This is a genomic window from Metabacillus arenae, from assembly GCF_014773385.1.
GTDB classification, from domain to species: domain Bacteria; phylum Bacillota; class Bacilli; order Bacillales; family Bacillaceae; genus Metabacillus_D; species Metabacillus_D arenae.
On the sequence record NZ_JACXAI010000003.1, the window covers coordinates 1 to 22,054 of the forward strand.

Sequence of the window (22,054 nt, forward strand, 5' to 3'; positions counted from 1 at the left end):
TATCCATTATAAAGGACTTTTTCTTTGCACAAAATAATAAAATTGAACATTTTGAGTATTCTTAATAGTGAAAATTAATTAATGCAACACTAGTGATTCTGGATATATATAATATTTCAATAACAGAGCAATAGATCCGCTGACGGTGCAAATATTTAGAAAAAGACGCAATAAGTCCCGCTGGTAGTTTAACTATGCAATTAATCTAATTACCGTTCAAAATTATCTATAACAACCCCAAACAAATTGGTCTCGCCTACCCGCGAAGCATTTTGTTCTCTTCAGAGAGTATCACTTCCATGGCCGTTCCCACCACTTGCAGCTACCCTCAAAAAAGGCGCAACCGTTATCTTATCTATGTTGCAATTCCTTGTCTTTCGATTTTAATAAACTGGAACAATTCACCGAAGATCTTTGTTTTACATAAGATGTGTAAGAGTTACTTTGATCAATCATTTTTATTTTAGATTAAGAAAAAAGTAGGTGAATCGGCACCATGTTAACAGGATTAACAATAGCTGTCATTGGGGGCGATGCTAGACAGCTCGAGGTTATTCGGAAAATGACAGAGTTAGATTCAAAGTTGTTCTTAGTTGGTTTTGATCAGTTAGATCATGGCTTTACAGGTGCAACGAAAGGAAAAATAGATGAAATTAGTTTCAATGAAGTAGATGCAATAATTTTGCCTGTACCTGGCACGACGATAGACGGTCATGTAGATTCCGTATTCTCCAATGAAGAAATCGTCCTAACAGAAGAAATGATTAATAAAACACCTGAACATTGTACGATTTACTCTGGTATTAGCAACTCCTATTTAGATGGAATTGTACAGAAGGCTAATCGCAAGCTTGTTCAACTTTTTGAAAGAGATGATGTGGCCATTTACAATTCAATTCCAACCGTTGAAGGAACGATCATGATGGTGATTCAGCATACTGATTTTACGATCCACAGTTCTGAGGTTGCTGTATTAGGACTCGGACGCGTTGGAATGAGTGTCGCCAGGACGTTTTCCAGTTTAGGTGCAAATGTAAAAGTAGGAGCAAGAAAAACAGCTCATCTAGCAAGAATCGCAGAAATGGGGCTAAAGCCGTTCCATTTGGAAAATATAGAGAAAGAAATTTCAGCTTCTGATATCGTAATAAATACGATTCCACACCTCATATTGACAGCAAAGGTCATTTCAACTTTACCTTCTCACTCACTTATAGTTGATCTGGCTTCTAAACCTGGGGGAACTGATTTCAGGTACGCTGAAAAGAGAGGGATAAAAGCACTGCTCGCACCCGGTTTACCAGGTATTGTAGCTCCTAAAACAGCTGGAAAAATATTGGCGAATGTTCTTTCCCAATTGCTTGTTTCGGATTTAACAAATGGTAGAAAGGGGTCTTCTTCATGAAGGTGAAAGGAAAAAGGATTGGGTTTGGATTAACGGGTTCGCATTGTACGTATGATGCAGTATTTCCGCAAATTCAGAAACTAGTGGAAGAAGGGGCTGATGTTCTGCCGGTCGTTTCTCAAACTGTTAAACAAACTACCACAAGGTTTGGCGAGGGTGCGGAATGGATTGAAAAAATTGAAGAAGCAACGGGAAACAAAGTCATTGACAGTATCGTAAAAGCGGAACCGCTGGGACCAAAAATTCCGTTAGATTGTATGGTTGTTGCCCCTCTTACAGGTAACTCTATGAGTAAATTTGCAAATGCCATGACAGATTCGCCTGTTCTAATGGCCGCAAAGGCTACATTACGAAATCATCATCCTGTCGTACTTGGAATTTCAACAAATGATGCACTAGGATTAAACGGTATTAATTTAATGCGCTTAATGTCTGTCAAAAATATTTTCTTCATCCCATTTGGTCAGGATTCACCATTCAAAAAACCTAATTCCATGGTTGCAAACATGAATTTATTATTAGATACCATTGAAGCCGCTTTAGAAAATTCTCAATATCAGCCAGTTATTATAGAAAAATATAAAATTGATGGATAATACGGTATTTCAATTCATACAAACCTTTTTTACGGGATAAATGAATATTTGTTGGAATCAGAAAAAAAACAGGTCAATGCCCAACATCTATGATACAATTATACGTAAAATAATTTGAAGGCAAAGTTCGTCGAATGACGGATCGTGGAAGGAGATATCGCATAATGGGTAAAGGCTATCATGTTGCAGTAGTTGGAGCAACCGGAGCGGTTGGTCAACAAATGTTAAAAACACTGGAAGAGCGTAATTTTCCAATTGAGAAACTTTCATTACTTTCATCAAAAAGGTCTGCAGGAAAAAAGGTTCTCTATAAAGGCAAGGAAGTAGAAGTAAAAGAGGCTGTTCCCCAGAGCTTTGAGGGTGTACAGATTGCATTATTTAGTGCAGGCGGAAGTGTTTCAAAAGAGTTAGCTCCTGAAGCAGTGAAACGTGGAGCAATTGTGATTGATAATACAAGTGCATTTCGTATGGATGAAAACACACCTCTAGTTGTCCCAGAAGTAAACGAAGAGGACTTGAAAGAGCATAACGGCATTATCGCAAATCCAAACTGTTCAACTATCCAAATGGTTGTAGCCTTGGAACCAATCAGACAGACATTTGGTTTAAATAAAGTCATTGTTTCAACTTATCAGGCGGTTTCAGGTGCTGGAGCTCATGCAATTGAGGAATTAAAACGTCAAGCTAGAGCCATCCTTGCTGAGGAAGAATTTACACCAGAAATCCTCCCGGTTAGCAGTGATGAAAAACATTACCAAATAGCTTTTAATGCAGTCCCGCAAATAGATAAGTTTCAAGATAATGGCTATACATTTGAAGAAATGAAAATGATTAATGAAACGAAAAAAATTATGCATATGGCTGAGTTAGAAGTTGCTGCCACATGCGTAAGGTTACCAGTGGTAACAGGACATTCGGAATCTGTTTATGTAGAAATTGATCAAGACAATGTATCTAGCAATGATATAAAATCCTTATTAAAGGATGCTCCTGGCGTTACCCTTCAAGATGATCCTGCTCAGCAGGTTTACCCAATGCCTGCAGATTGTGTCGGGAAAAATGATGTTTTTGTTGGACGTATCCGCCAGGATCTTGATCGTCCAAATGGGTATCATTTTTGGGTTGTATCAGATAACCTATTAAAAGGAGCGGCATGGAATTCCGTACAGATTGCAGAAAGCCTTGTTAAACTCAATTTAGTCTAATAGATGGAAGAGAGTTAGCAGATCTTAATGACTGGCTCTCTTCTCTTATGTATATAGCAAGAGGTGTATCCATGAAGACAATCGTTCAAAAATTTGGTGGTACATCTGTAAAAGATGACCAAGGGCGAAAAATGGCTTTAAACCATATAAGAACTGCATTAAAAGAGAATTATAAAGTTGTAGTCGTTGTTTCAGCTATGGGTAGAAAAGGCGACCCTTATGCCACCGATACTTTATTAAACCTTCCGTATGGCAATATGAGCGAAACAATCTCAAAACGTGAACAAGATATGTTATTATCATGTGGGGAGACAATTTCATCAGTAGTTTTTTCAAGTATGCTGCAACAATGTGGAATAAAGGCGACAGCCTTAACGGGTGCACAAGCTGGTTTTATCACTAGTGAAGAGCATACGAACGCAAAGATACTAGAGATGAATTGCGACCGATTAAAGAGTACTCTTCAATTGTATGATGTTGTCGTCGTAGCCGGCTTTCAAGGTGCTTCGAGGAGCGGGGATTTAACAACGATAGGCAGGGGAGGAAGCGATACCTCTGCTGCTGCCCTTGGAGCAGCACTTGGGTCCGAGTTCGTCGATATTTTTACAGATGTTGAAGGGGTAATGACGGCAGATCCGCGTATCGTAGAAAATGCAAAACCTTTATCCGTTGTAACCTATACAGAAATCTGTAACCTCGCCTATCAAGGAGCAAAAGTGATTCATCCAAGAGCGGTTGAGATAGCTATGCAGTCGAAAATCCCGATTCGTATTCGTTCAACTTATTCTGAGCATACAGGTACACTCGTAACCTCACATCAAACCGAAAATAGAGGCAGTGATATTTACGAGCGATTAATTACAGGAATTGCACATGTACCGAGTGTAACGCAAATTCGGGTTGAAGCTAAAGATGGACAGTACAATGTTCAAACTGAAGTTTTTAAAGCAATGGCTAAAGATGGGATCAGTGTCGACTTTTTTAATATCAATTTAAAGGGAGTCGTTTATACAGTCCCAGGAGCATTAACCGATCGTGCCGTTAACATCCTAACTCAATTAGGGTACGATCCTATCGTTACAGAGCAGTGTGCCAAAGTGTCAACGGTAGGTGCCGGAATAATGGGAGTCCCTGGGGTTACAGCTAAAATTGTAACAGCTTTATCAGAACAAGGGATTCGAATTCTTCAATCAGCTGATAGCCATACAACAATCTGGGTATTAGTAAAGGAAGAAGATATGGTAAATGCGGTAAATGCCCTTCATGAAGCATTTGAATTATCGAAATAAAGAGGATTAATTTTGAGGTGATAGCATGATCGATTTTGGGAAGATATCAACAGCCATGGTGACTCCTTTCGATCGAAATGGAAATGTTGATTTTCAAAAAACAAGTACTTTAATAGAATTTCTGATCAACAACGGGACAGATTCATTAGTAGTAGCTGGGACAACAGGTGAATCACCCACATTAACTGTTGAGGAAAAGCTAGCTTTATTTAAATATGTTGTAAAAGAAGTAAATGGAAGAATTCCTGTTATAGCAGGTACTGGGAGCAACAACACGAAGGCGTCCATTGAGTTGACTAAAAAAGCAGAGGAAACCGGTGTGGATGCTATTATGCTTGTTGCCCCATATTATAACAAGCCTAGTCAAGAGGGATTGTTTCAGCATTTTAAAGTGATTTCCGAAAATACTAGTTTACCAGTCATGATTTATAATGTGCCCGGAAGAACAGTAACAAATATTGATGTGGAAACAGTTATTAAGCTTGCCGAGCTGCCTAATGTGATGGCTGTAAAAGAGGCTAGTGGTGATTTAGATGCCATTGCTGCGATAATCGAACACACTCCTGATGATTTTCTTGTCTATTCAGGGGATGATGGTATAACACTCCCTGTTTTATCGATTGGTGGCAATGGTGTCGTTTCTGTTGCTTCCCATGTGATAGGGAAAGAAATGAAAGAAATGATTCTCGCATTTGAAAATGGAGAAGTGAAAAAAGCAGCTGAGCTTCATAGAAAGCTCCTCCCAATTATGGCAGAATTATTTGCAGCGCCTAGTCCTACACCTGTTAAAACCGCCTTGCATTTAAAAGGTCTTGATGTAGGCTCTGTTCGCCTGCCATTAATACCTTTAACAGAAGCAGAAAGGTCAAAGCTTTCCAAAGTATTAAATCCATAACTACCTGAAGCCGGGCATCTGCTCGGCTTTTCTTTTTTACCTTGTTGAACTAAAGAAGCAGTTCAATAAGATATTTTTACTAATTGCTTTGAAAGTAACTTTAAATACCAAGGAAAGAAGAATTTAAAAATGATAAAATACACTGGTATTCCATACCATGTATTCCAGCCATTATTTTTCATATATCCAAACTGAACTAAACCTAATTCTAAGACAAAACTCAATAATGTAAAAACAAAAGCAAAAATCCATTCCTTTTGAGGTTTATAAAAATTAACATAAATAGTGGCAATGCTTGCAGGGACAAAGCCAATTAATAAAGCATCACTTAACTCAATTGATATTTTTTTTGCCAATTCAAATAAGTTAAATGTGGACATTGAAATAGTATCAAAAGTCCAAGTCAATCCCGCGGAAAAAACAAAAGTAATAAATATGCCTACCCATGTTAAATTTTTTTTAGGCATGATTAATACAAATAATATCGATATCGTCATTAAGGTCCAGACATACCATTCACCTTCATACTTCATAAATTCCATTAAATCACCTTATTAATATTATTTTTAAAAAAATATAGTTTATATGTAATGCCTCTTAATATATCTTGAATTAATTAGTTGGAAAATATACCAACCCTTCTTCAACTAACCTGCTTACGTTAGTTAAAGAACAACCTTTCTCCCAAATTATCGTATGTTTATCGCCGAAGGACTAGCGTTTTTCTAATTAAAATGTTGGATTCATATTCCTCCATCTATTATAATAGATTTAGCTGAGTGGAACGGACTGGGGTAACATAGGAGGAAAGCAGAGTGACTGAAAAAGAAACAGAGAAAATAAAAATTTTTGCCCTTGGCGGCGTCGGAGAAATAGGGAAAAATCTCTATGTGATCGAGGTAAATTCAGATATATTTATTGTCGATGCAGGGATTATGTATCCTGAAAATGAAATGTTCGGTATTGATATGGTCATCCCTGATATTACATACTTAGTTGAAAATGCAAATCGTATAAAAGCGATATTTCTTACTCATGGCCACGATGAGAATATTGGCGGCGTTTTTTATTTATTACAAAAGTTATCAGCCCCTATTTATGGTTCCGCCTTAACATTAGCGCTTCTACAAGAAAAATTAAAAATGCAGCAAACCGATGTGAAAGCAGATTTTAGAAAAGTACACTCAAAATCGGTGTTACGATTTGGCCATGTAAAAATTTCATTTTTTTATACGATTCACAGCATCCCTGATTCATTGGGTATTTGTTTTCATACTTCACAAGGGGCAATCGTGCACAGCGGAGATTTTAAATTCGATCAAACTCCTGTCCAAAACAGCTTTGCAGATATTGGCGAAATGGCCAAGATCGGTTCATCAGGTGTCCTTTGCTTATTATCGGACAGTACGAATGCTGAGAAATTAGGGCATTCAGGGTCTGAAGCAATAGTTGGGAAAGAAATTTCTGATGCAATGTATCAAGCAGAAGGCAGAGTTCTGGTAACTGTATTTGCAACTAATTTATTTCGGGTTCAAGAAGTGATAGATGCCGCGGCTCAAAATAATCGCAAGCTTGCGATAGTCGGTAAAAATATGATTCGAATTGTTAAGCTAGCTGTGCAGTTAGGCTATTTAACTGTTCCAGAAGATATTCTAATTCCGCTTCAAGAGATCTCAAATTATTCTTCCGAAAATGTAGTGATCTTAACAACGGGCCGTCATGGAGAACCTTTGGGCGCTCTGGAAAAAATGGCTAGGCAAACACATCGATATATATCCGTTGATAAAGGTGATACAGTATTAGTAGCAGCCTCACCTATGCCAGGACAAGAACTCATCTTTTCAAAAACGATCGATCTTATTTATCGTACGGGCGCCAATGTAGTTTTTAAAGAAAGACAAATTCACGTTTCGGGTCATGGCTATCAAGAGGAACTGAAGTTAATGCTGAATATCATGAAACCAAAATATCTTATTCCAATCAACGGTGAATATAAAATGCAAATAGCCCATGCAAAGCTTGCACGCATGACTGGAATGGAAGAGGACAATATATTTCTTATTGAAAAAGGGGAAATGATTGAGTTAACAAACAAAGAAGGAAAGTTGAGCGGTCAGGTTCAGACAGGTAATGTTCTAGTTGACGGACTTGGGGTTGGAGATGTTGGGAATATCGTTTTAAGAGACAGGAAGCTGCTTTCAAAGGACGGTATATTGATTATTGTATTAACCATTTCGAAAGCTGAAAAACTTATGGTAGCAGGTCCTGAAATTATTACCAGAGGTTTTGTGTACGTAAGAGAGTCAGAAAAGCTTATCGAAAAAGCTGCTGCTTTGGTGGCAGACAGGGTTGAAAACTGCTTGAACAACAGTGTTGTTGAATGGTCCACTATAAAAAACAATGTAAGAGAAGGACTAAGTCATTATTTATTTGAGCAAACAAAAAGAAGACCGATGATTTTACCCATTATTATGGAAATCTAAGAGCCAGCCGGCTCTTTTTTTAGATTAGAAAGATGTCCATCTCCGAGCGTTATAGCACCAGGTCATAAGCCAACCCTTCAATAATGGTGAAGAGCAGCCTTTCTTCCGGCTCGTCACATGCTTGTAGCGGAATAATTCACGCTCGGAGCTTTTCGTTCGTTTCAGCATTCAGATAAAATTCAAGTAAAATTTTAAAGTATAAAACATATTTTTCGATCCCAATCCATGCACGATACATAATCATCTAGATAAAGAAAAAAACTTGGTTGATTCTCCTCCGAATGAAAATATCTGCTTAGTAAATACTAAATGTTAGCACATTCGAAAGGATGAATAAAATGGATCTAAAGCAGGGATTTATGGATGACCAAAATGGAGAAAACCCACCAAATTCAGGAGATAAACAAGAAGAAAAGCAAGGTTCTCTAGTTGATAAAATTCAATCATTGGGTCAAACGAATGTACCTCAAATGGGAACTGAATCAAATATTCACTGCCTGACTATTGTCGGTCAAATTGAGGGCCATATCCAATTGCCGCCACAAAACAAAACGACAAAATATGAACATGTGATTCCCCAGATTGTTGCAGTAGAACAGAACCCAAAGATTGAAGGATTATTAGTCATATTAAATACTGTTGGAGGAGATGTAGAGGCGGGCTTAGCTATAGCTGAAATGTTAGGTTCACTTTCAAAGCCAACTGTGTCGATTGTATTAGGAGGGGGACATTCAATTGGAGTGCCGATCGCAGTCTCTTGCAATCATTCCATTATTGCTGAAACAGCTACGATGACCATTCATCCCGTTCGTTTGACAGGCCTTGTCATTGGCGTTCCTCAATCGTTTGAATACTTAGATAAAATGCAGGATCGAGTCATTAATTTTGTAACGAAACATTCCAATATCAGCGAAGAGAAATTTAAAGAATTAATGTTATCAAAAGGGAATTTAACTAGAGATATTGGAACAAATGTTGTCGGAGCCGATGCAGTCGAATTTGGGCTGATTGATGATGTGGGCGGAGTTGGTCAAGCTATTCGCAAACTTAATGAATTAATTGGAAAAAACAAATCTGATCAAGAGGAGCAAATGCTGCAATGATATTATATACAATGATGCCTGACGAAATGGTTTATCCTGTCGATGCATCTGCATACCAAAAGCAATCAGTCATTGAACTGAATGGTGTTCAGCTTTTAGTTCAGGAAACAAATGATCAGCAATACGAAATAGTAAGGCTTATGAGCAATGATCCGATGGATTTTTTGAATATGCAATATTCGCCTGGTCAGAAAATCAAAATGAGCTACAGCTTGTCTAACAAACCATACTGAAAATATGCTATAATTAGGCAAGACATGAAAGCTTTAGCAGCCATAGTGGCTGCTTTCTTCATTTTTTCTTCTTTTGTAAGTTGGCATAGTAGATGGATCATTCTATTTACTTTGCTGAAGAAACGAAAACTAATTTGATAAAATTATTTCTTAAAGAATTTATGGGTGATAGTATGGCAAAAAAACCACGTAAAAAAAAGAAAACGAATAAACCAAAAACATTAAAATTTGAATTATTTGGAATTATCTTGATTGCCATCTCCTTTATTGCTATGGCAAACTTAGGATTTATTGGAAGATCCTTTGTTTATTTATTCAGGTTTTTCGCGGGAGAATGGTTTATGATCCCTTTAATCGGACTAACTGTCATGGGCGGCTATCTATTTTGGAAGAAGACAGTCCCGAGCTTTTTTACAAGAAAAATAGTTGGATTCTATTGCATGATGGCTGCGCTCCTTCTTTCAAGTCATGTAACTTTGTTTAATAACCTATCAAATGATGGAACATTCGCTTCACCAAGTGTAATTAAAAATACATGGGAATTATTTTTGCTTGAGGTAAGAGGGGAAGTTAGTACGCCTGATTTAGGGGGAGGGATATTGGGAGCTATACTATTTGCAGCTTCCTATTATCTATTTGCGGCAGCAGGTTCGAGAATTGTCGCGATTGTTTTAATTATAATAGGCCTATTGCTGTTAACCGGAAAATCATTACAGGAAACGATGGCAAAAATATTCATTCCTGTTTTCCGATTTGTTAAACAGCAAACCATAGCATTTATAGAGGATATGAAAAATATTCCTTCTTCTCTGAAGAATAAGAAAAAAAGGAATACTAAAAGGAAAAATCCTCGGAAGGAAGAGCCGGCAGAGGAGGAATTTGATGAAACAATAAATGTAGAACCAATCATTTCAAGTTTTTCTGATCGTGATCCAGGTCATTTAGCTTCCTTTGAAGAACAGGAAAATCAGGCATTAATGAAAACACAAGAAGAAAGTATGAAAACCAACAATGAGAAAGAATTGGTTGATCAGCACGTCCAGGCTCCGCCTATAACTTTCGCAGAGGTTGAAAATGTAGACTATGAACTTCCATCTTTAGACTTATTGGCTATGCCCATGCATAACGGTCAGCTTTCTGATAAAAAAAATATATATGAAAATGCAAGAAAACTAGAAAGAACGTTTCAGAGCTTTGGGGTAAAAGCAAAGGTAACTCAAGTTCATTTAGGGCCGGCGGTGACCAAGTATGAGGTATACCCTGACGTAGGAGTAAAAGTAAGTAAAATTGTAAATTTAAGTGATGATCTTGCGTTAGCACTTGCTGCAAAGGATATTCGGATTGAAGCTCCTATCCCAGGTAAATCAGCAATTGGGATTGAAGTTCCCAATAGCGAAATTGCGATGGTTTCTTTAAGAGAAGTGTTGGAATCGAAGCAAAATGACCGCCCAGGCGCAAAGCTGTTAATTGGTTTAGGCCGTGACATTTCAGGTGAGTCCGTTTTAGCTGAACTAAATAAAATGCCGCATTTATTAGTCGCTGGCGCAACCGGAAGCGGAAAATCTGTTTGTATTAATGGGATTATTACAAGTGTTTTAATGCGGGCAAAACCTCATGAAGTCAAAATGATGATGATTGATCCAAAAATGGTTGAATTAAATGTATATAACGGCATCCCACATTTATTAGCACCAGTCGTAACAGACCCTAAAAAAGCTTCTCAAGCTTTGAAAAAAGTTGTTAATGAAATGGAACGCCGCTATGAATTATTCTCCCATACTGGAACGAGGAATATTGAAGGCTATAATGAGTACATCAGAAGAAATAATGTTGGCGGCGAGGCTAAACAGCCAGAGCTTCCATACATTGTTGTGATTGTGGATGAGCTGGCAGATTTGATGATGGTAGCATCTTCAGATGTAGAGGATTCGATAACAAGACTTTCCCAAATGGCAAGGGCAGCAGGCATTCATTTAATTATAGCGACCCAAAGACCATCTGTTGATGTCATTACTGGGGTCATTAAAGCCAATATTCCTTCAAGAATTGCGTTTAGTGTTTCCTCCCAAACAGATTCAAGGACGATTCTAGATATGGGAGGAGCCGAAAAATTGCTTGGAAGAGGAGACATGCTGTTTTTACCTGTTGGTGCCTCAAAGCCTGTAAGAGTTCAGGGTGCCTTTCTATCAGATGAAGAGGTTGAAAAGGTAGTAGATTCAGTCATTGCTCAGCAAAAAGCTCAGTATCAAGAAGAAATGATCCCGCAAGATACAAATGAAGTGACAGAAGAGGTAAACGATAATTTGTATGAAGATGCCGTGCAGCTGGTCATTGATATGCAAACAGCTTCTGTTTCTATGCTGCAAAGAAGATTCCGGGTTGGATATACAAGAGCAGCAAGATTAATTGATGCAATGGAGGAACGCGGTGTAGTCGGTCCATATGAAGGCAGTAAACCAAGAGAAGTATTGCTTACTAAAGAACAATATGAAGAAATAAGCTCTTAATGAAAGGAGAACGATTCCTTTCATTATTTTTTTGATTTATAGTTTACATAATATTTTTATTGTAATTAATTCAATTGGTATATTACATTTAGGTAAAATGTATGACAAAAATTAAACAGATTTGTTAATTTAGCTATTTATTTCTTAATAAAAACATGATATATTTATTTCGGTTAAGAGAAAGGGTAGAACATCAGAGGTCTGATCACTTCAAGCCTGCAGTTGTTGGATAGGTAACAAATCAGCGTTTCTCTATTGATTTGATCAACATTAGAACCACGTCCTGAGAAAATAGAAAATAAGATCGGTTGCTTGGAGGCCTAAAATGAGTATTAAGTCTGACAATCGTCATTTGTATTTACAGGTTATCGATAAAATTAAAGAAGATATTAATGAAGGAGTCTATTTAGAAAAAGAAAAGCTTCCTTCAGAGTTTGAACTTTCAAAAAAATTAGGGGTTAGCAGAGCTACTTTAAGAGAGGCATTAAGAATACTAGAGGAAGATAATGTAATCATTCGAAGACACGGCGTTGGAACCTTTATTAATTCAAAGCCTTTATTCACTTCCGGCATTGAGCAGCTCAACAGTGTGACGGCAATGATTCAGCAAGCAAATCTCACGCCTGGCACTGTTTTTCTATCATCCAAATTGCAAAGCCCTTCAGATGAAGATGTAAAACGTTTTCAAATTTCGGCCGATGATCAATTATTTATGCTTGAACGTGTGAGGACGGCTGATGGTGAACCAATCGTTTATTGTTTAGATAAAATACCACGTCTCATATTACCAAAAACATTTATTCACGAACAAGAATCCTTATTCGAATTGCTGCATAATGAAGCTGGAAAATATATTAGCTATGCAGTAACAGAAATTGAACCTATCGGATATCATGAAAAAATTTCCCCTATTCTAGAATGCAGTCCTGAAACAGCCTTATTGCTCTTAAAGCAAATGCATTATGATGAAAACGATCAGCCTATTCTTTATTCTTTAAACTATTTTCGGGCAGATAAATTTGGTTTCCACGTTGTTAGGAAACGGTTATAGATTAGCTCGTTTCATGAAGCTTCCTGAAATTAGTATTAAAGCAAGTTTTAAATAAAGGCTATCGGTGTAAGTAACCGATTGCTTTAGTCTCAATAATAACCTACCTCTAAGGGTGATAAACCTTGATCGAGGGTTGCCCTAACTCCAGCTCCTAGTCAATTCTTAAATGTCACAAGAGCCAATCCGCCCAGCATGTTAAAGAAGTTCCTTCCAGCAGGCTCGCCCGAATGCTTGTCACCGAAGGACAAGCACCTTGAGTTTTTTCGTTCTAACAACTACATAGTCTTGCTGCGAAACAGCCATTTATTAAGGGAGGTGGTTCCCAAGCGATAGAAGTGTTGTTTAATACTATACTAATCAAATTTTTCATCATATTCATTTGAGGGGGATATTGAAATTATGAAAAAAAAGTTAGGTTTTGCATTAACCATGTTGTTAGCCGGCAGTACAATTCTTGCTGCATGCGGCGGGGGTTCCTCAGGCAAAACAAGCGGAGAAGGTAAAGATAACTTCACCGTTGCCATGGTAACAGATGTTGGAGGAGTTGATGACAAATCCTTTAATCAGTCTGCTTGGGAAGGAATCCAAGAATTTGGTAAAGAAAACAATTTAGAAAAAGGCAATACTGGATACAATTACTTGCAATCACAAAGTGATGCTGATTATGCAACAAATCTAAATTCACTAGCTCGTGACGACTTTGACCTTATTTATGGAATCGGTTTTATGATGAAAGATTCAATAAATGAAATAGCTGAACAACAAAAAGATGCTAAATTTGCAATTGTAGACAGTGTTGTTGAACAACCAAATGTCGCTAGCATTACCTTTAAAGAGCACCATGGTTCATTCTTAGTCGGAGTAGTTGCTGGTTTAACAACAAAAACGAACAAGGTTGGATTTATCGGCGGTATGGACTCACCCCTTATTAATAAGTTTGAAGCAGGCTTTGCTGCAGGTGTAAAAGCAGTAAATCCGGATGCTGAAATTGATGTCCAATATGCTGGTGCTTTTGATCAAGCAGATAAAGGAAAAGCGATCGCTTCAAGTATGTACAAGTCTAATGCAGATATCATTTATCATTCTGCCGGTGCAACAGGAAACGGTGTATTCTCGGAAGCAATTGACTTAAAAGCAAAAGATCCTAACCGTGAAATTTGGGTTATCGGCGTTGATAAAGATCAGCACGAAGAAGGAAATGGTAAAACAAAAGACGGTGAAGAATTTAACGTTACATTAACTTCAATGATTAAACGAGTGGATATCGCAGTGAAGGATTTGGCTACTAAAACAAAAGACGGTGAATTCCCTGGCGGGGAAGTAATTGAATATGGCCTTGAAGAAGATGCCGTTGGTATTGCCCCTACCCAAGACAATATATCAAAAGATGTCCTGGCAAAAGTGGAAGAATATAAAGAAAAAATCAAGAATGGTGAAATTGAAGTTCCAACTGAACCAGAAAAATAATACTTTTTCATTCTAGAAGAGGCTAGAAATTATCTAGCCTTTTTCTCTGAAATTCTTAAAATCAACAACTAAAAGTTTATTAATCTAATTAGTAAACTTTTAGTTAGTGATTTTTCCAAGTTAATAGAAAGTTTACACCCACTCTTATACATCAACTTCATTGGTAGCAAACAAGATAGGTGGTAGATTACTTCGCAGTTGTCTGAGAAAAATATATGCGCTGAGACCGTGACATCGCCTGAATACCCATCATCCAGCGTTCCCCATCTAACCATCAGCAGGGGATGAAGAAACCCCACCTAAGTAAGATTCACTATATGAGTAGTAGAAATTATTCAATTATATGAGCCATCGTTGTCAGCTTTAGTGTAACTCCTGGAGTCACATGCTTGACAGGCTTCCCGATTGCTTGTAACAAAAGGACACGCTCTCTGCGCTATTGGTACATAGCTTTCTCTCTTAAAACTTAAAGAAAAAGGAGTGAAAAAATGGAATACATTATTGAAATGTTGGATATTCGCAAAGAATTTCCAGGCATCATTGCCAACGACAATGTAACCCTGCAAGTAAAAAAAGGCGAGATTCACGCCCTTCTTGGAGAAAATGGTGCAGGAAAATCAACTTTAATGAATGTGTTATTTGGATTATATCAACAAGAAAAGGGCGAAATAAAAGTAAAAGGAAAAACAGCAAATATTACTAGTCCTCAGGTTGCAAATGATTTGGGAATTGGAATGGTACATCAACATTTTATGCTTGTCAACAACTTCACTGTTACTGAAAATATCATATTGGGATCTGAACCAACGAACACCGGAAAAATAGATATGAAAACAGCTGACGCTAAAGTGCAGGAAATTTCAAAAAAATATGGACTTTCAGTTGACCCGAAAGCAAAAATAAGTGATATTTCGGTTGGTATGCAGCAACGAGTTGAAATCTTAAAAACTCTTTACCGAGGCGCAGAAATTTTAATTTTTGATGAACCTACTGCGGTGTTAACCCCACAAGAAATCAAAGAATTAATTCAGATTATGAAAACGTTGATAGAAGAAGGAAAATCAATCATCTTAATCACCCATAAATTAAAAGAAATTATGGAAGTCTGTGACAGAGTAACAGTTATTCGAAAAGGACAAGGAGTTGGCACATTAAATGTAGCAGATACAAACCCGAATGAACTTGCTGCATTAATGATTGGCCGGGAAGTTTTATTTAAAACAGAAAAAATAGCCTCGGTTCCAAAGCGAGAAATTCTCATCATTGAAGACCTTCATGTTAAAGACAGCCGAAATGTGAAGGTTCTTGATTCTTTAAGTTTGTCCGTTCGCGGCGGTGAAATCGTTGGAATTGCCGGTGTAGATGGAAATGGTCAGACAGAATTAATTGAAGCATTAACAGGACTCCGGAAATCAGAGTCTGGGTCAATTCAGATAAATGGAAAAGAGATTAGAAATCTTCAGCCCCGTAAGATTACTGAATCTGGGATCGGACATATTCCGCAAGATCGTCACAAACACGGTCTTGTTTTAGATTTTCCAATTGGGGAGAACATGGTTCTGCAAACATACTATAAACCTCCTTTTTCTAGAAAGGGTGTTTTAAGCTTTAAAAATATTTATGATAAAGCCAGAAGCTTAATCAAGGAATTTGATGTAAGAACACCAAGCTCTTCAACACCTGCACGAGCTCTTTCTGGTGGAAATCAGCAAAAAGCCATAATCGGCCGGGAAGTAGACCGAGATCCGGATTTACTTATAGCAGCTCAACCAACCCGGGGATTGGATGTAGGTGCTATTGAATTTATACACAGAAGGTTAATCGAACAAAGGGACAATGGGAAAGCCATTTTACTTGTGTCCTTTGAGCTTGATGAAATCATGAATTTAAGTGACCGCATTGCTGTTATTTTTGAAGGGAAAATTGTAGCTATCGTAACCCCTAGAGAAACAACAGAACAAGAGCTTGGTTTATTGATGGCTGGCAGTAAGCAGAAAGCAGGTGGAGCTTCATGATCTCCTTTAGAATCGACAAAATGATGACCAGTCTATTTAAAAGCATGCTTATCCCCGTTGTATCCGTACTATTAGGTTTAATCTGCGGAGCTCTCATTATGCTCGTCAGCGGATATGATCCAATTGCAGGCTATAATGCCCTTTTGTTCGGGATAATTGGCGAAAGCTATTATATCGGGGAATCCATTAGGCAGGTTACACCATATATTCTCTCTGGATTAGCCGTTGCATTTGCATTTAGAACAGGATTATTTAATATTGGGGTAGAAGGTCAGGTCATTGTTGGCTGGTTAGCTGCTGTTTGGGTAGGTGTTGCTGTTGAACTACCCAAGATTATTCATTTGCCGCTTGCTATCATCGCTGCCGCATTAGCAGGGGCCCTGTGGGGATTTATTCCCGGATTATTGAAGGCGCGTTTCAAAGTCCATGAAGTTATTGTCACGATCATGATGAATTATATTGCACTTCATGTCACTAATGCTCTTATTCTCAATGTTTTATCTGATAATAGTGAGAAAACGGATAAGATTTTTGAATCAGCCTCTCTTCGTTCAGGTTTTTTTGAGGCGATAACGGATTACTCAAGAATGCATAATGGTATTTTTATTGCGTTAATCACAGCGTTTATTATGTGGTTTTTACTTGAAAAAACGTCAAAAGGCTTTGAATTAAGAGCTGTTGGATTTAACCAGGATGCTGCGAGTTACGCTGGAATGAATGTAAATCGCAATATTATATTATCAATGGTTATCTCTGGTGCTTTCGCCGGTATTGCTGGGGCAATGGAAGGCTTAGGAACTTTTGAATATGCATCATTAAAAGGTGGATTTACCGGGATTGGATTCGATGGGATTGCTGTTGCTTTACTTGGAGGTAACACGGCAATCGGTGTGATTTTCGCAGCGATTCTTTTTGGAGGACTAAAGGTCGGTGCTTTGAACATGCCTTCTGAAGCTGGTGTACCGAATGAGCTTGTAGAGATTGTCATCGCGTTAATTATATTTTTTATTGCTTCAGGCTATATTATCCGCTGGACGCTGATGCGCTTTAAGAAGGAGGGGAAATAAGTGAGCATTTTACAAGCTTTAGAAATTATTGTTCCTACAGCACTTTTTGTAGCTGCTCCACTTATTTTCACTGCCTTAGGGGGAGTTTTTAGCGAACGATCAGGTGTTGTTAACATTGGACTAGAAGGGTTAATGGTCATCGGTGCATTTGTTGGTATTGTCTTTAACCTTACTTTTTTGGACGCTTTTGGAAATGCCACACTATGGCTGGCTATGATAGCTGCAATGGCGGCTGGGGGAGTCTTTGCCCTTCTCCATGCGGTTGCTACTATCAGCTTTCGTGCGGATCAAGTTGTCAGCGGTGTTGCTATTAACTTTTTGGCTGTTGGCTTAACTCTTTTCCTAGTGAAAATTATTTATGGTAAAGGCCAAACAGATCGGATTTCAGAAAGCTTTAATAAATTTGATGTTCCTTTCTTAAGTGACATACCAATTATAGGACCGATTTTATTTTCAGGCGGCTATATAACTTCATATATTGCTATTCTTTTTGCAGTTATTGTATGGTATGTGATTTTTAAAACTCCTTTTGGACTTCGATTAAGATCAGTTGGCGAGCATCCGATGGCTGCAGATACTATGGGGATAAATGTAACAAGAATGCGTTATATTGGAGTTGTTTTAAGCGGAGTATTTGCAGGGCTTGGCGGGTCTGTTTACGCTACGATTATTACAAGGGAATTCGGCCATGCAACGATAAGCGGCCAAGGCTTTATGGCGCTTGCTGCAATGATTTTCGGAAAATGGCATCCTCTCGGAGCGATGGGAGCGGCATTGTTCTTTGGTCTTGCACAAGGTTTAAGTATCATTGGCGGATCTATCCCAGTATTAGAAGATATACCTTCAGTTTATTTGCTTATCACTCCTTATGTGCTAACGATCTTGGCTCTAACAGGATTTATCGGCCGTGCAGATGCACCAAAAGCTTTAGGAGCACCTTATATAAAGGGAAAAAGATAATTGGAAAAGGAATACCAAGAATCTATTAACAAATAATAAAAGACCTGTATTGAGCAGACGATTAATAAGGTAAGAAGACCCTAATATGAAGTTCCGTTAGAGACGAAGGTGTATGTTAAACGATATTTGCCATAAGCAAGGTCAATTAAGCAGGGATATCCCTGCTTTTTATTATGGTTCATAGACAGGAAGGAGTGATACTAGTAAGTTTTGGTACCGCAGTCTAAAATTTCACCACTTAATTTTTATAGAAGAGATTGATAAAGTAAGAGGTTTCTGCTAATATAGCTGTAGTTCACAGAAAATTTGTACAATTAATTCATTCAGAGAAGAAAGTAACGAGAAAACCATTATTTCCACCAGCAAGAAAGCAGCAAAACCTCATTTTTTATAATGAATAATGGTACATGAATTCTCCTCAGCTAACGATTCCGAGCAGCCATCTCAATTCAGTTCAAACTCTTTCTTTATTAATCAAATTGAAAGCGCTTACTAATTATAAGCTTGTTCACTTAGTTCATTCAACGAAGAAAAAAGTAAGGAAAGTATCCTTTTCATGAAAGGAGGCGTGACCTATATACACTTTTTAAATAGCACTTTTTGTAGCGTAGCAGATAGATTCCATAAAATCTCGTAACAACTCAATCAACAAAATGAAAGTACTTAAAATTACCTCTTTTGTTATTAATAAAATGAACAAGCTGATATAGTTGATACCTTTGTCATGAATAAAAAGTGATACAAATCATCTGGTTGTTACCTCTCATCTTCGAAATATCTATTCTGAAATAATAAATTGTAACAGGAGTGAACATAATGTTAGATAAATTAAAAAGTAATTTCCTCTACAAATTTTTATTCATTTGTTGTGTTTGGTTTTCTGTGATGATGGCTTATTCTGTAGACGCCGTCTTTGCTCGTGATAGTAAATATACCCGAAATGGATCTGGACCCATGTATTGGATGGCGTATGAAAATCCTTATTCAACTAATAAGGCTATTCCAGAAGACCGATGGAAGAATAATGTGGATTGGATCGCAGAAGAATTTCTTCCTTATGGATATGACATGGTTAGTTTGGATGGATGGATTGAAGGAGCAACTCAGACAACACCGAATGGGTATGTACTAAAACATAATGATAATTGGCAGTATACATGGAAAGAATGGGGAGACTACGTGAAAGGTAAAGGACTGAAGTACGGTATTTATTACAATCCACTTTGGGTCACCCCAGCAGCTGTAAATGACAGCTCCAAAACCGTTATTAATAATCCGAACATGAAAGTCAGGGATATTGTCAACACAGAAACAACCACTACAGACTGGAATGGAGTGACATTGCCGGGAGACCGCTTTGTAACTGATCAAGGAGAAAATTCACTTTATTGGGTGGATGTAAACAAGCCTGGCGCTGAAGATTATATTAAAGGATATGTTCAGTATTTTAAAGATGCCGGCGCTAGCTTTCTAAGAATTGATTTCTTGTCATGGTATCAAACAGGTCGGGATGGCGGTTTAAATAAAAAAGTGGGGAATGCTCATTGGAATGAATACAAAACGGCTCTCCGCTGGATACACGAAGCTGCAGGTGACGATTTAACCGTTAGCCTGGTCATGCCGTACTTACAGAATCATGGTGAAGTAGAATTAAAGTTTGGTGATATGGTTCGCATTGATGAAGATGTGTTTAATGGAGGTTGGGATCATGTTAGTGGACGCAGTCAAACATGGCAAGATGCATGGTCTCAATGGAAAAATCCGTTCCAAGGTCTAACCGGTTTCTCTGATATTGGAGGACGCGGTCAAATGATTCTTGATGCTGACTTCATCAGGATGAACAGGTATGGATCAGCAGCTATAAATGATAATGAAAGAAGATCAACAATTTCTCTATATACGTTGGGAGGGTCACCTATAGCCATTGCTGACCAATATGACACCATGAACAACACAGGATCAAACAATGAGCGTTTTTATCAGAATTCTGAGATTATTGATCTGAATAAACTTGGACTTGTGGCAAAGCCCATATACAAGAATGCTAATCCTTTTTATCCTGGTGAAGGATATGAAGAAGGAACAAGCCGTGATACTGAGCGCTGGGCCGGTCAACTGCCAAACGGCGAATGGATTGTTGGTTTATTTAACCGATCTGATCAAAACGCAACCAAAAGCATTGATTTCATCAGTGAATTAGGATTAACCGGAGAAGCTGAAGTGCGTGATCTATGGGCACACGAAGATCTAGGATATATGACAAACTACTCTGCCGATATAGAGCCGCACGACGTTAAATTACTGAAAGTGATACCTCGCAACAGCAGAAAATATGAAGCGGAAGGGGCATCTTGGATCGGAACGAAATTTAATAATAACCATGCGGGATATTCGGGTTTTGGTTTTGTTGATAAATTTGAAGCTTCTTCAGTACCTAACAATACGGGACCAAAAGTAGTGTTTGCTGTGGAGGCTCCTGAGGCCGGATCTTATTGGTTCAACTTTAAATATGCCAATGGAACGGGTGGAGAAAGTTCTGCTACAGTTTATGCGAAAGACGGATACAATAAAACAATTACAGACAATACATCTGTTGCATTACCAGCAACTTCAAACTGGAGCTCTTGGGGAAATAAAAATGTTGAATTAAAATTAACGAAAGGATTAAACTTGATTACAATCGAACGTACCCCTTCTGACTCAGGAGCATTTAATCTCGATTATATTGAGTTTACTCCTCATTGGGGGAATTTAGCCCAAAATTATGGTTTTGAAACCGGTGATATTAGAGGTTGGACACAATGGCATCCAAGTGGGCAAACAGCGGCATATGGCGTGGATTCCAATGATGTGCAGAGCGGAAAAAACAAACTGTTTTTCTATTCTCCTTCAGCTTACAAGCAAAGCTTACATCAAACCATAACTGGTTTAGACGACGGAACTTATTATGTTTCCGCTAAAGTGAAACGTCAAGGTACCCGTCCTGCTACGGCCAGAATGGAAGTAACTCAGCACGGCAGTTCCGATGTTTACGCAAACATACCAAACACTTCAGGATATCAAGATGTTTCCGCTAAGGTAACTGTGACAAATGGCAAAATAGATGTTGGATTCTATGTAGATTCACCAGGCGAAACGTCTCTTCAGGTAGATGATGTAAAAGTTACCAGAGTATCATTGCAAAATGGCAGTTTTCAGGATGGTTTCCGGGGATGGACAAGATCTGATATGGCTTTGACCAAAATCAATTATGACAACAACAACGCTTATGCCGACATTACAAGTTCGTCAAAATTTACTTCAGATTTGTTCCGATATGAATCATTACAAAAGGGAACATATACGCTTAAAGCTAAAATTCGCCGCAGCGGTTCTTTTGATACTGCTGGTCTATATATTAATAAAGGCGGACAGAAATACAAAAACATCCTCTTCCCCGATAATTCGAATTGGACTGAGGTAACCATTGATAACATCAGCCTTACACAAGATGAAGTGGTTAAAATCGGAGTATATGCAGAGGGCAATCCAAACGCCTGGCTGCACATCGATAAAGTTTGGCTGGAGAAGAATTAAGACTTTTTGAGAAACAGTATAATAAAAAATTGAAAATCCCACTGCTTTAGCAGCGGGATTTTCAATTTTCCCACATGCGCCTGAAATCTGATCCAAGTATGGATATTATTAAAAGTCTATCCAAAACAAAAGGAGAAGCATCAAGCTTTACCTTATATGAAGATGCCGGTCAACCTATAAACATGAAAGCGGTCGATCTGCTGAT

The 22,054-nt window shown here is 38.0% G+C and carries 16 protein-coding genes; 15 read left to right on the plus strand and 1 reads right to left on the minus strand.

Annotation, left to right across the window (positions count from 1 at the left end; genetic code table 11):
• Positions 1–496 precede the first annotated feature (496 nt).
• The 5 genes from dpaA to dapA all read left to right on the plus strand — a co-directional run bounded on the left by dpaA (position 497) and on the right by dapA (position 5,387).
• The gene (dpaA, locus tag IC621_RS03350) at positions 497–1,402 is read left to right on the plus strand and encodes a dipicolinic acid synthetase subunit A (RefSeq protein ID WP_191155747.1); all 906 of its coding nucleotides are present in this window, start codon (positions 497–499) and stop codon (positions 1,400–1,402) included.
• Positions 1,399–1,998 (plus strand): dipicolinate synthase subunit B, encoded by a 600-nt coding sequence (gene dpaB / locus IC621_RS03355; protein WP_191155748.1) that lies wholly within the window; start codon positions 1,399–1,401, stop codon positions 1,996–1,998. The genes dpaA and dpaB overlap by 4 nt, the downstream gene beginning before the upstream one ends.
• Positions 1,999–2,162: 164 nt before the next feature.
• The gene (gene asd / locus IC621_RS03360; protein ID WP_191155749.1) at positions 2,163–3,203 is read left to right on the plus strand and encodes an aspartate-semialdehyde dehydrogenase; all 1,041 of its coding nucleotides are present in this window, start codon (positions 2,163–2,165) and stop codon (positions 3,201–3,203) included.
• A gap of 71 nt (positions 3,204–3,274) precedes the next feature.
• On the plus strand, positions 3,275–4,492 hold the full coding sequence (dapG, locus tag IC621_RS03365; protein ID WP_191155750.1) for an aspartate kinase: 1,218 nt from the start codon (positions 3,275–3,277) through the stop codon (positions 4,490–4,492).
• Between the two features lie 25 nt (positions 4,493–4,517).
• Positions 4,518–5,387, plus strand: a complete 870-nt coding sequence (gene dapA / locus IC621_RS03370; RefSeq protein ID WP_191155752.1) for a 4-hydroxy-tetrahydrodipicolinate synthase — start codon at positions 4,518–4,520, stop codon at positions 5,385–5,387.
• A gap of 62 nt (positions 5,388–5,449) precedes the next feature.
• Here the strand turns inward: dapA and IC621_RS03375 are convergent, their stop codons facing one another.
• Complete coding sequence (locus IC621_RS03375; protein WP_191155754.1) at positions 5,450–5,929, minus strand: hypothetical protein; 480 nt, start codon at positions 5,927–5,929, stop codon at positions 5,450–5,452.
• Positions 5,930–6,202: 273 nt separating this feature from the next.
• Here IC621_RS03375 and IC621_RS03380 point away from each other — a divergent pair, with 273 nt between their 5' ends.
• From IC621_RS03380 to IC621_RS03425, 10 genes are all read left to right on the plus strand, one after another.
• On the plus strand, positions 6,203–7,870 hold the full coding sequence (locus IC621_RS03380) for a ribonuclease J (protein WP_191155756.1): 1,668 nt from the start codon (positions 6,203–6,205) through the stop codon (positions 7,868–7,870).
• Between the two features lie 359 nt (positions 7,871–8,229).
• The gene (locus IC621_RS03385; RefSeq protein WP_191156109.1) at positions 8,230–8,973 is read left to right on the plus strand and encodes a ClpP family protease; all 744 of its coding nucleotides are present in this window, start codon (positions 8,230–8,232) and stop codon (positions 8,971–8,973) included.
• Positions 8,970–9,206 carry a YlzJ-like family protein gene (locus tag IC621_RS03390; RefSeq protein WP_191155758.1) on the plus strand — a complete coding sequence of 79 codons (237 nt, stop codon included), beginning with the start codon at positions 8,970–8,972 and terminating at the stop codon, positions 9,204–9,206. The genes IC621_RS03385 and IC621_RS03390 overlap by 4 nt, the downstream gene beginning before the upstream one ends.
• A 173-nt stretch (positions 9,207–9,379) precedes the next feature.
• Complete coding sequence (locus tag IC621_RS03395) at positions 9,380–11,713, plus strand: DNA translocase FtsK (RefSeq protein WP_191156111.1); 2,334 nt, start codon at positions 9,380–9,382, stop codon at positions 11,711–11,713.
• 325 nt (positions 11,714–12,038) lie between these two features.
• Complete coding sequence (locus IC621_RS03400; protein WP_191155760.1) at positions 12,039–12,764, plus strand: GntR family transcriptional regulator; 726 nt, start codon at positions 12,039–12,041, stop codon at positions 12,762–12,764.
• 396 nt (positions 12,765–13,160) lie between these two features.
• Positions 13,161–14,231: a BMP family lipoprotein gene (locus IC621_RS03405; protein WP_191156113.1), complete on the plus strand. Its 1,071-nt coding sequence runs from the start codon at positions 13,161–13,163 to the stop codon at positions 14,229–14,231.
• Positions 14,232–14,719: 488 nt separating this feature from the next.
• Positions 14,720–16,246, plus strand: coding sequence for an ABC transporter ATP-binding protein (locus IC621_RS03410; RefSeq protein ID WP_191155762.1), 1,527 nt, complete (start codon positions 14,720–14,722; stop codon positions 16,244–16,246).
• A 23-nt stretch (positions 16,247–16,269) separates the two neighbouring features.
• Entirely contained in the window at positions 16,270–17,313 is a 1,044-nt protein-coding gene (locus tag IC621_RS03415; RefSeq protein WP_191156115.1) for an ABC transporter permease, read from the plus strand.
• A gap of 6 nt (positions 17,314–17,319) precedes the next feature.
• Positions 17,320–18,273, plus strand: a complete 954-nt coding sequence (locus IC621_RS03420; protein ID WP_396652969.1) for an ABC transporter permease — start codon at positions 17,320–17,322, stop codon at positions 18,271–18,273.
• 816 nt (positions 18,274–19,089) lie between these two features.
• Complete coding sequence (locus tag IC621_RS03425) at positions 19,090–21,849, plus strand: carbohydrate-binding protein (RefSeq protein ID WP_191155766.1); 2,760 nt, start codon at positions 19,090–19,092, stop codon at positions 21,847–21,849.
• The last annotated feature ends 205 nt before the right edge of the window (positions 21,850–22,054 follow it).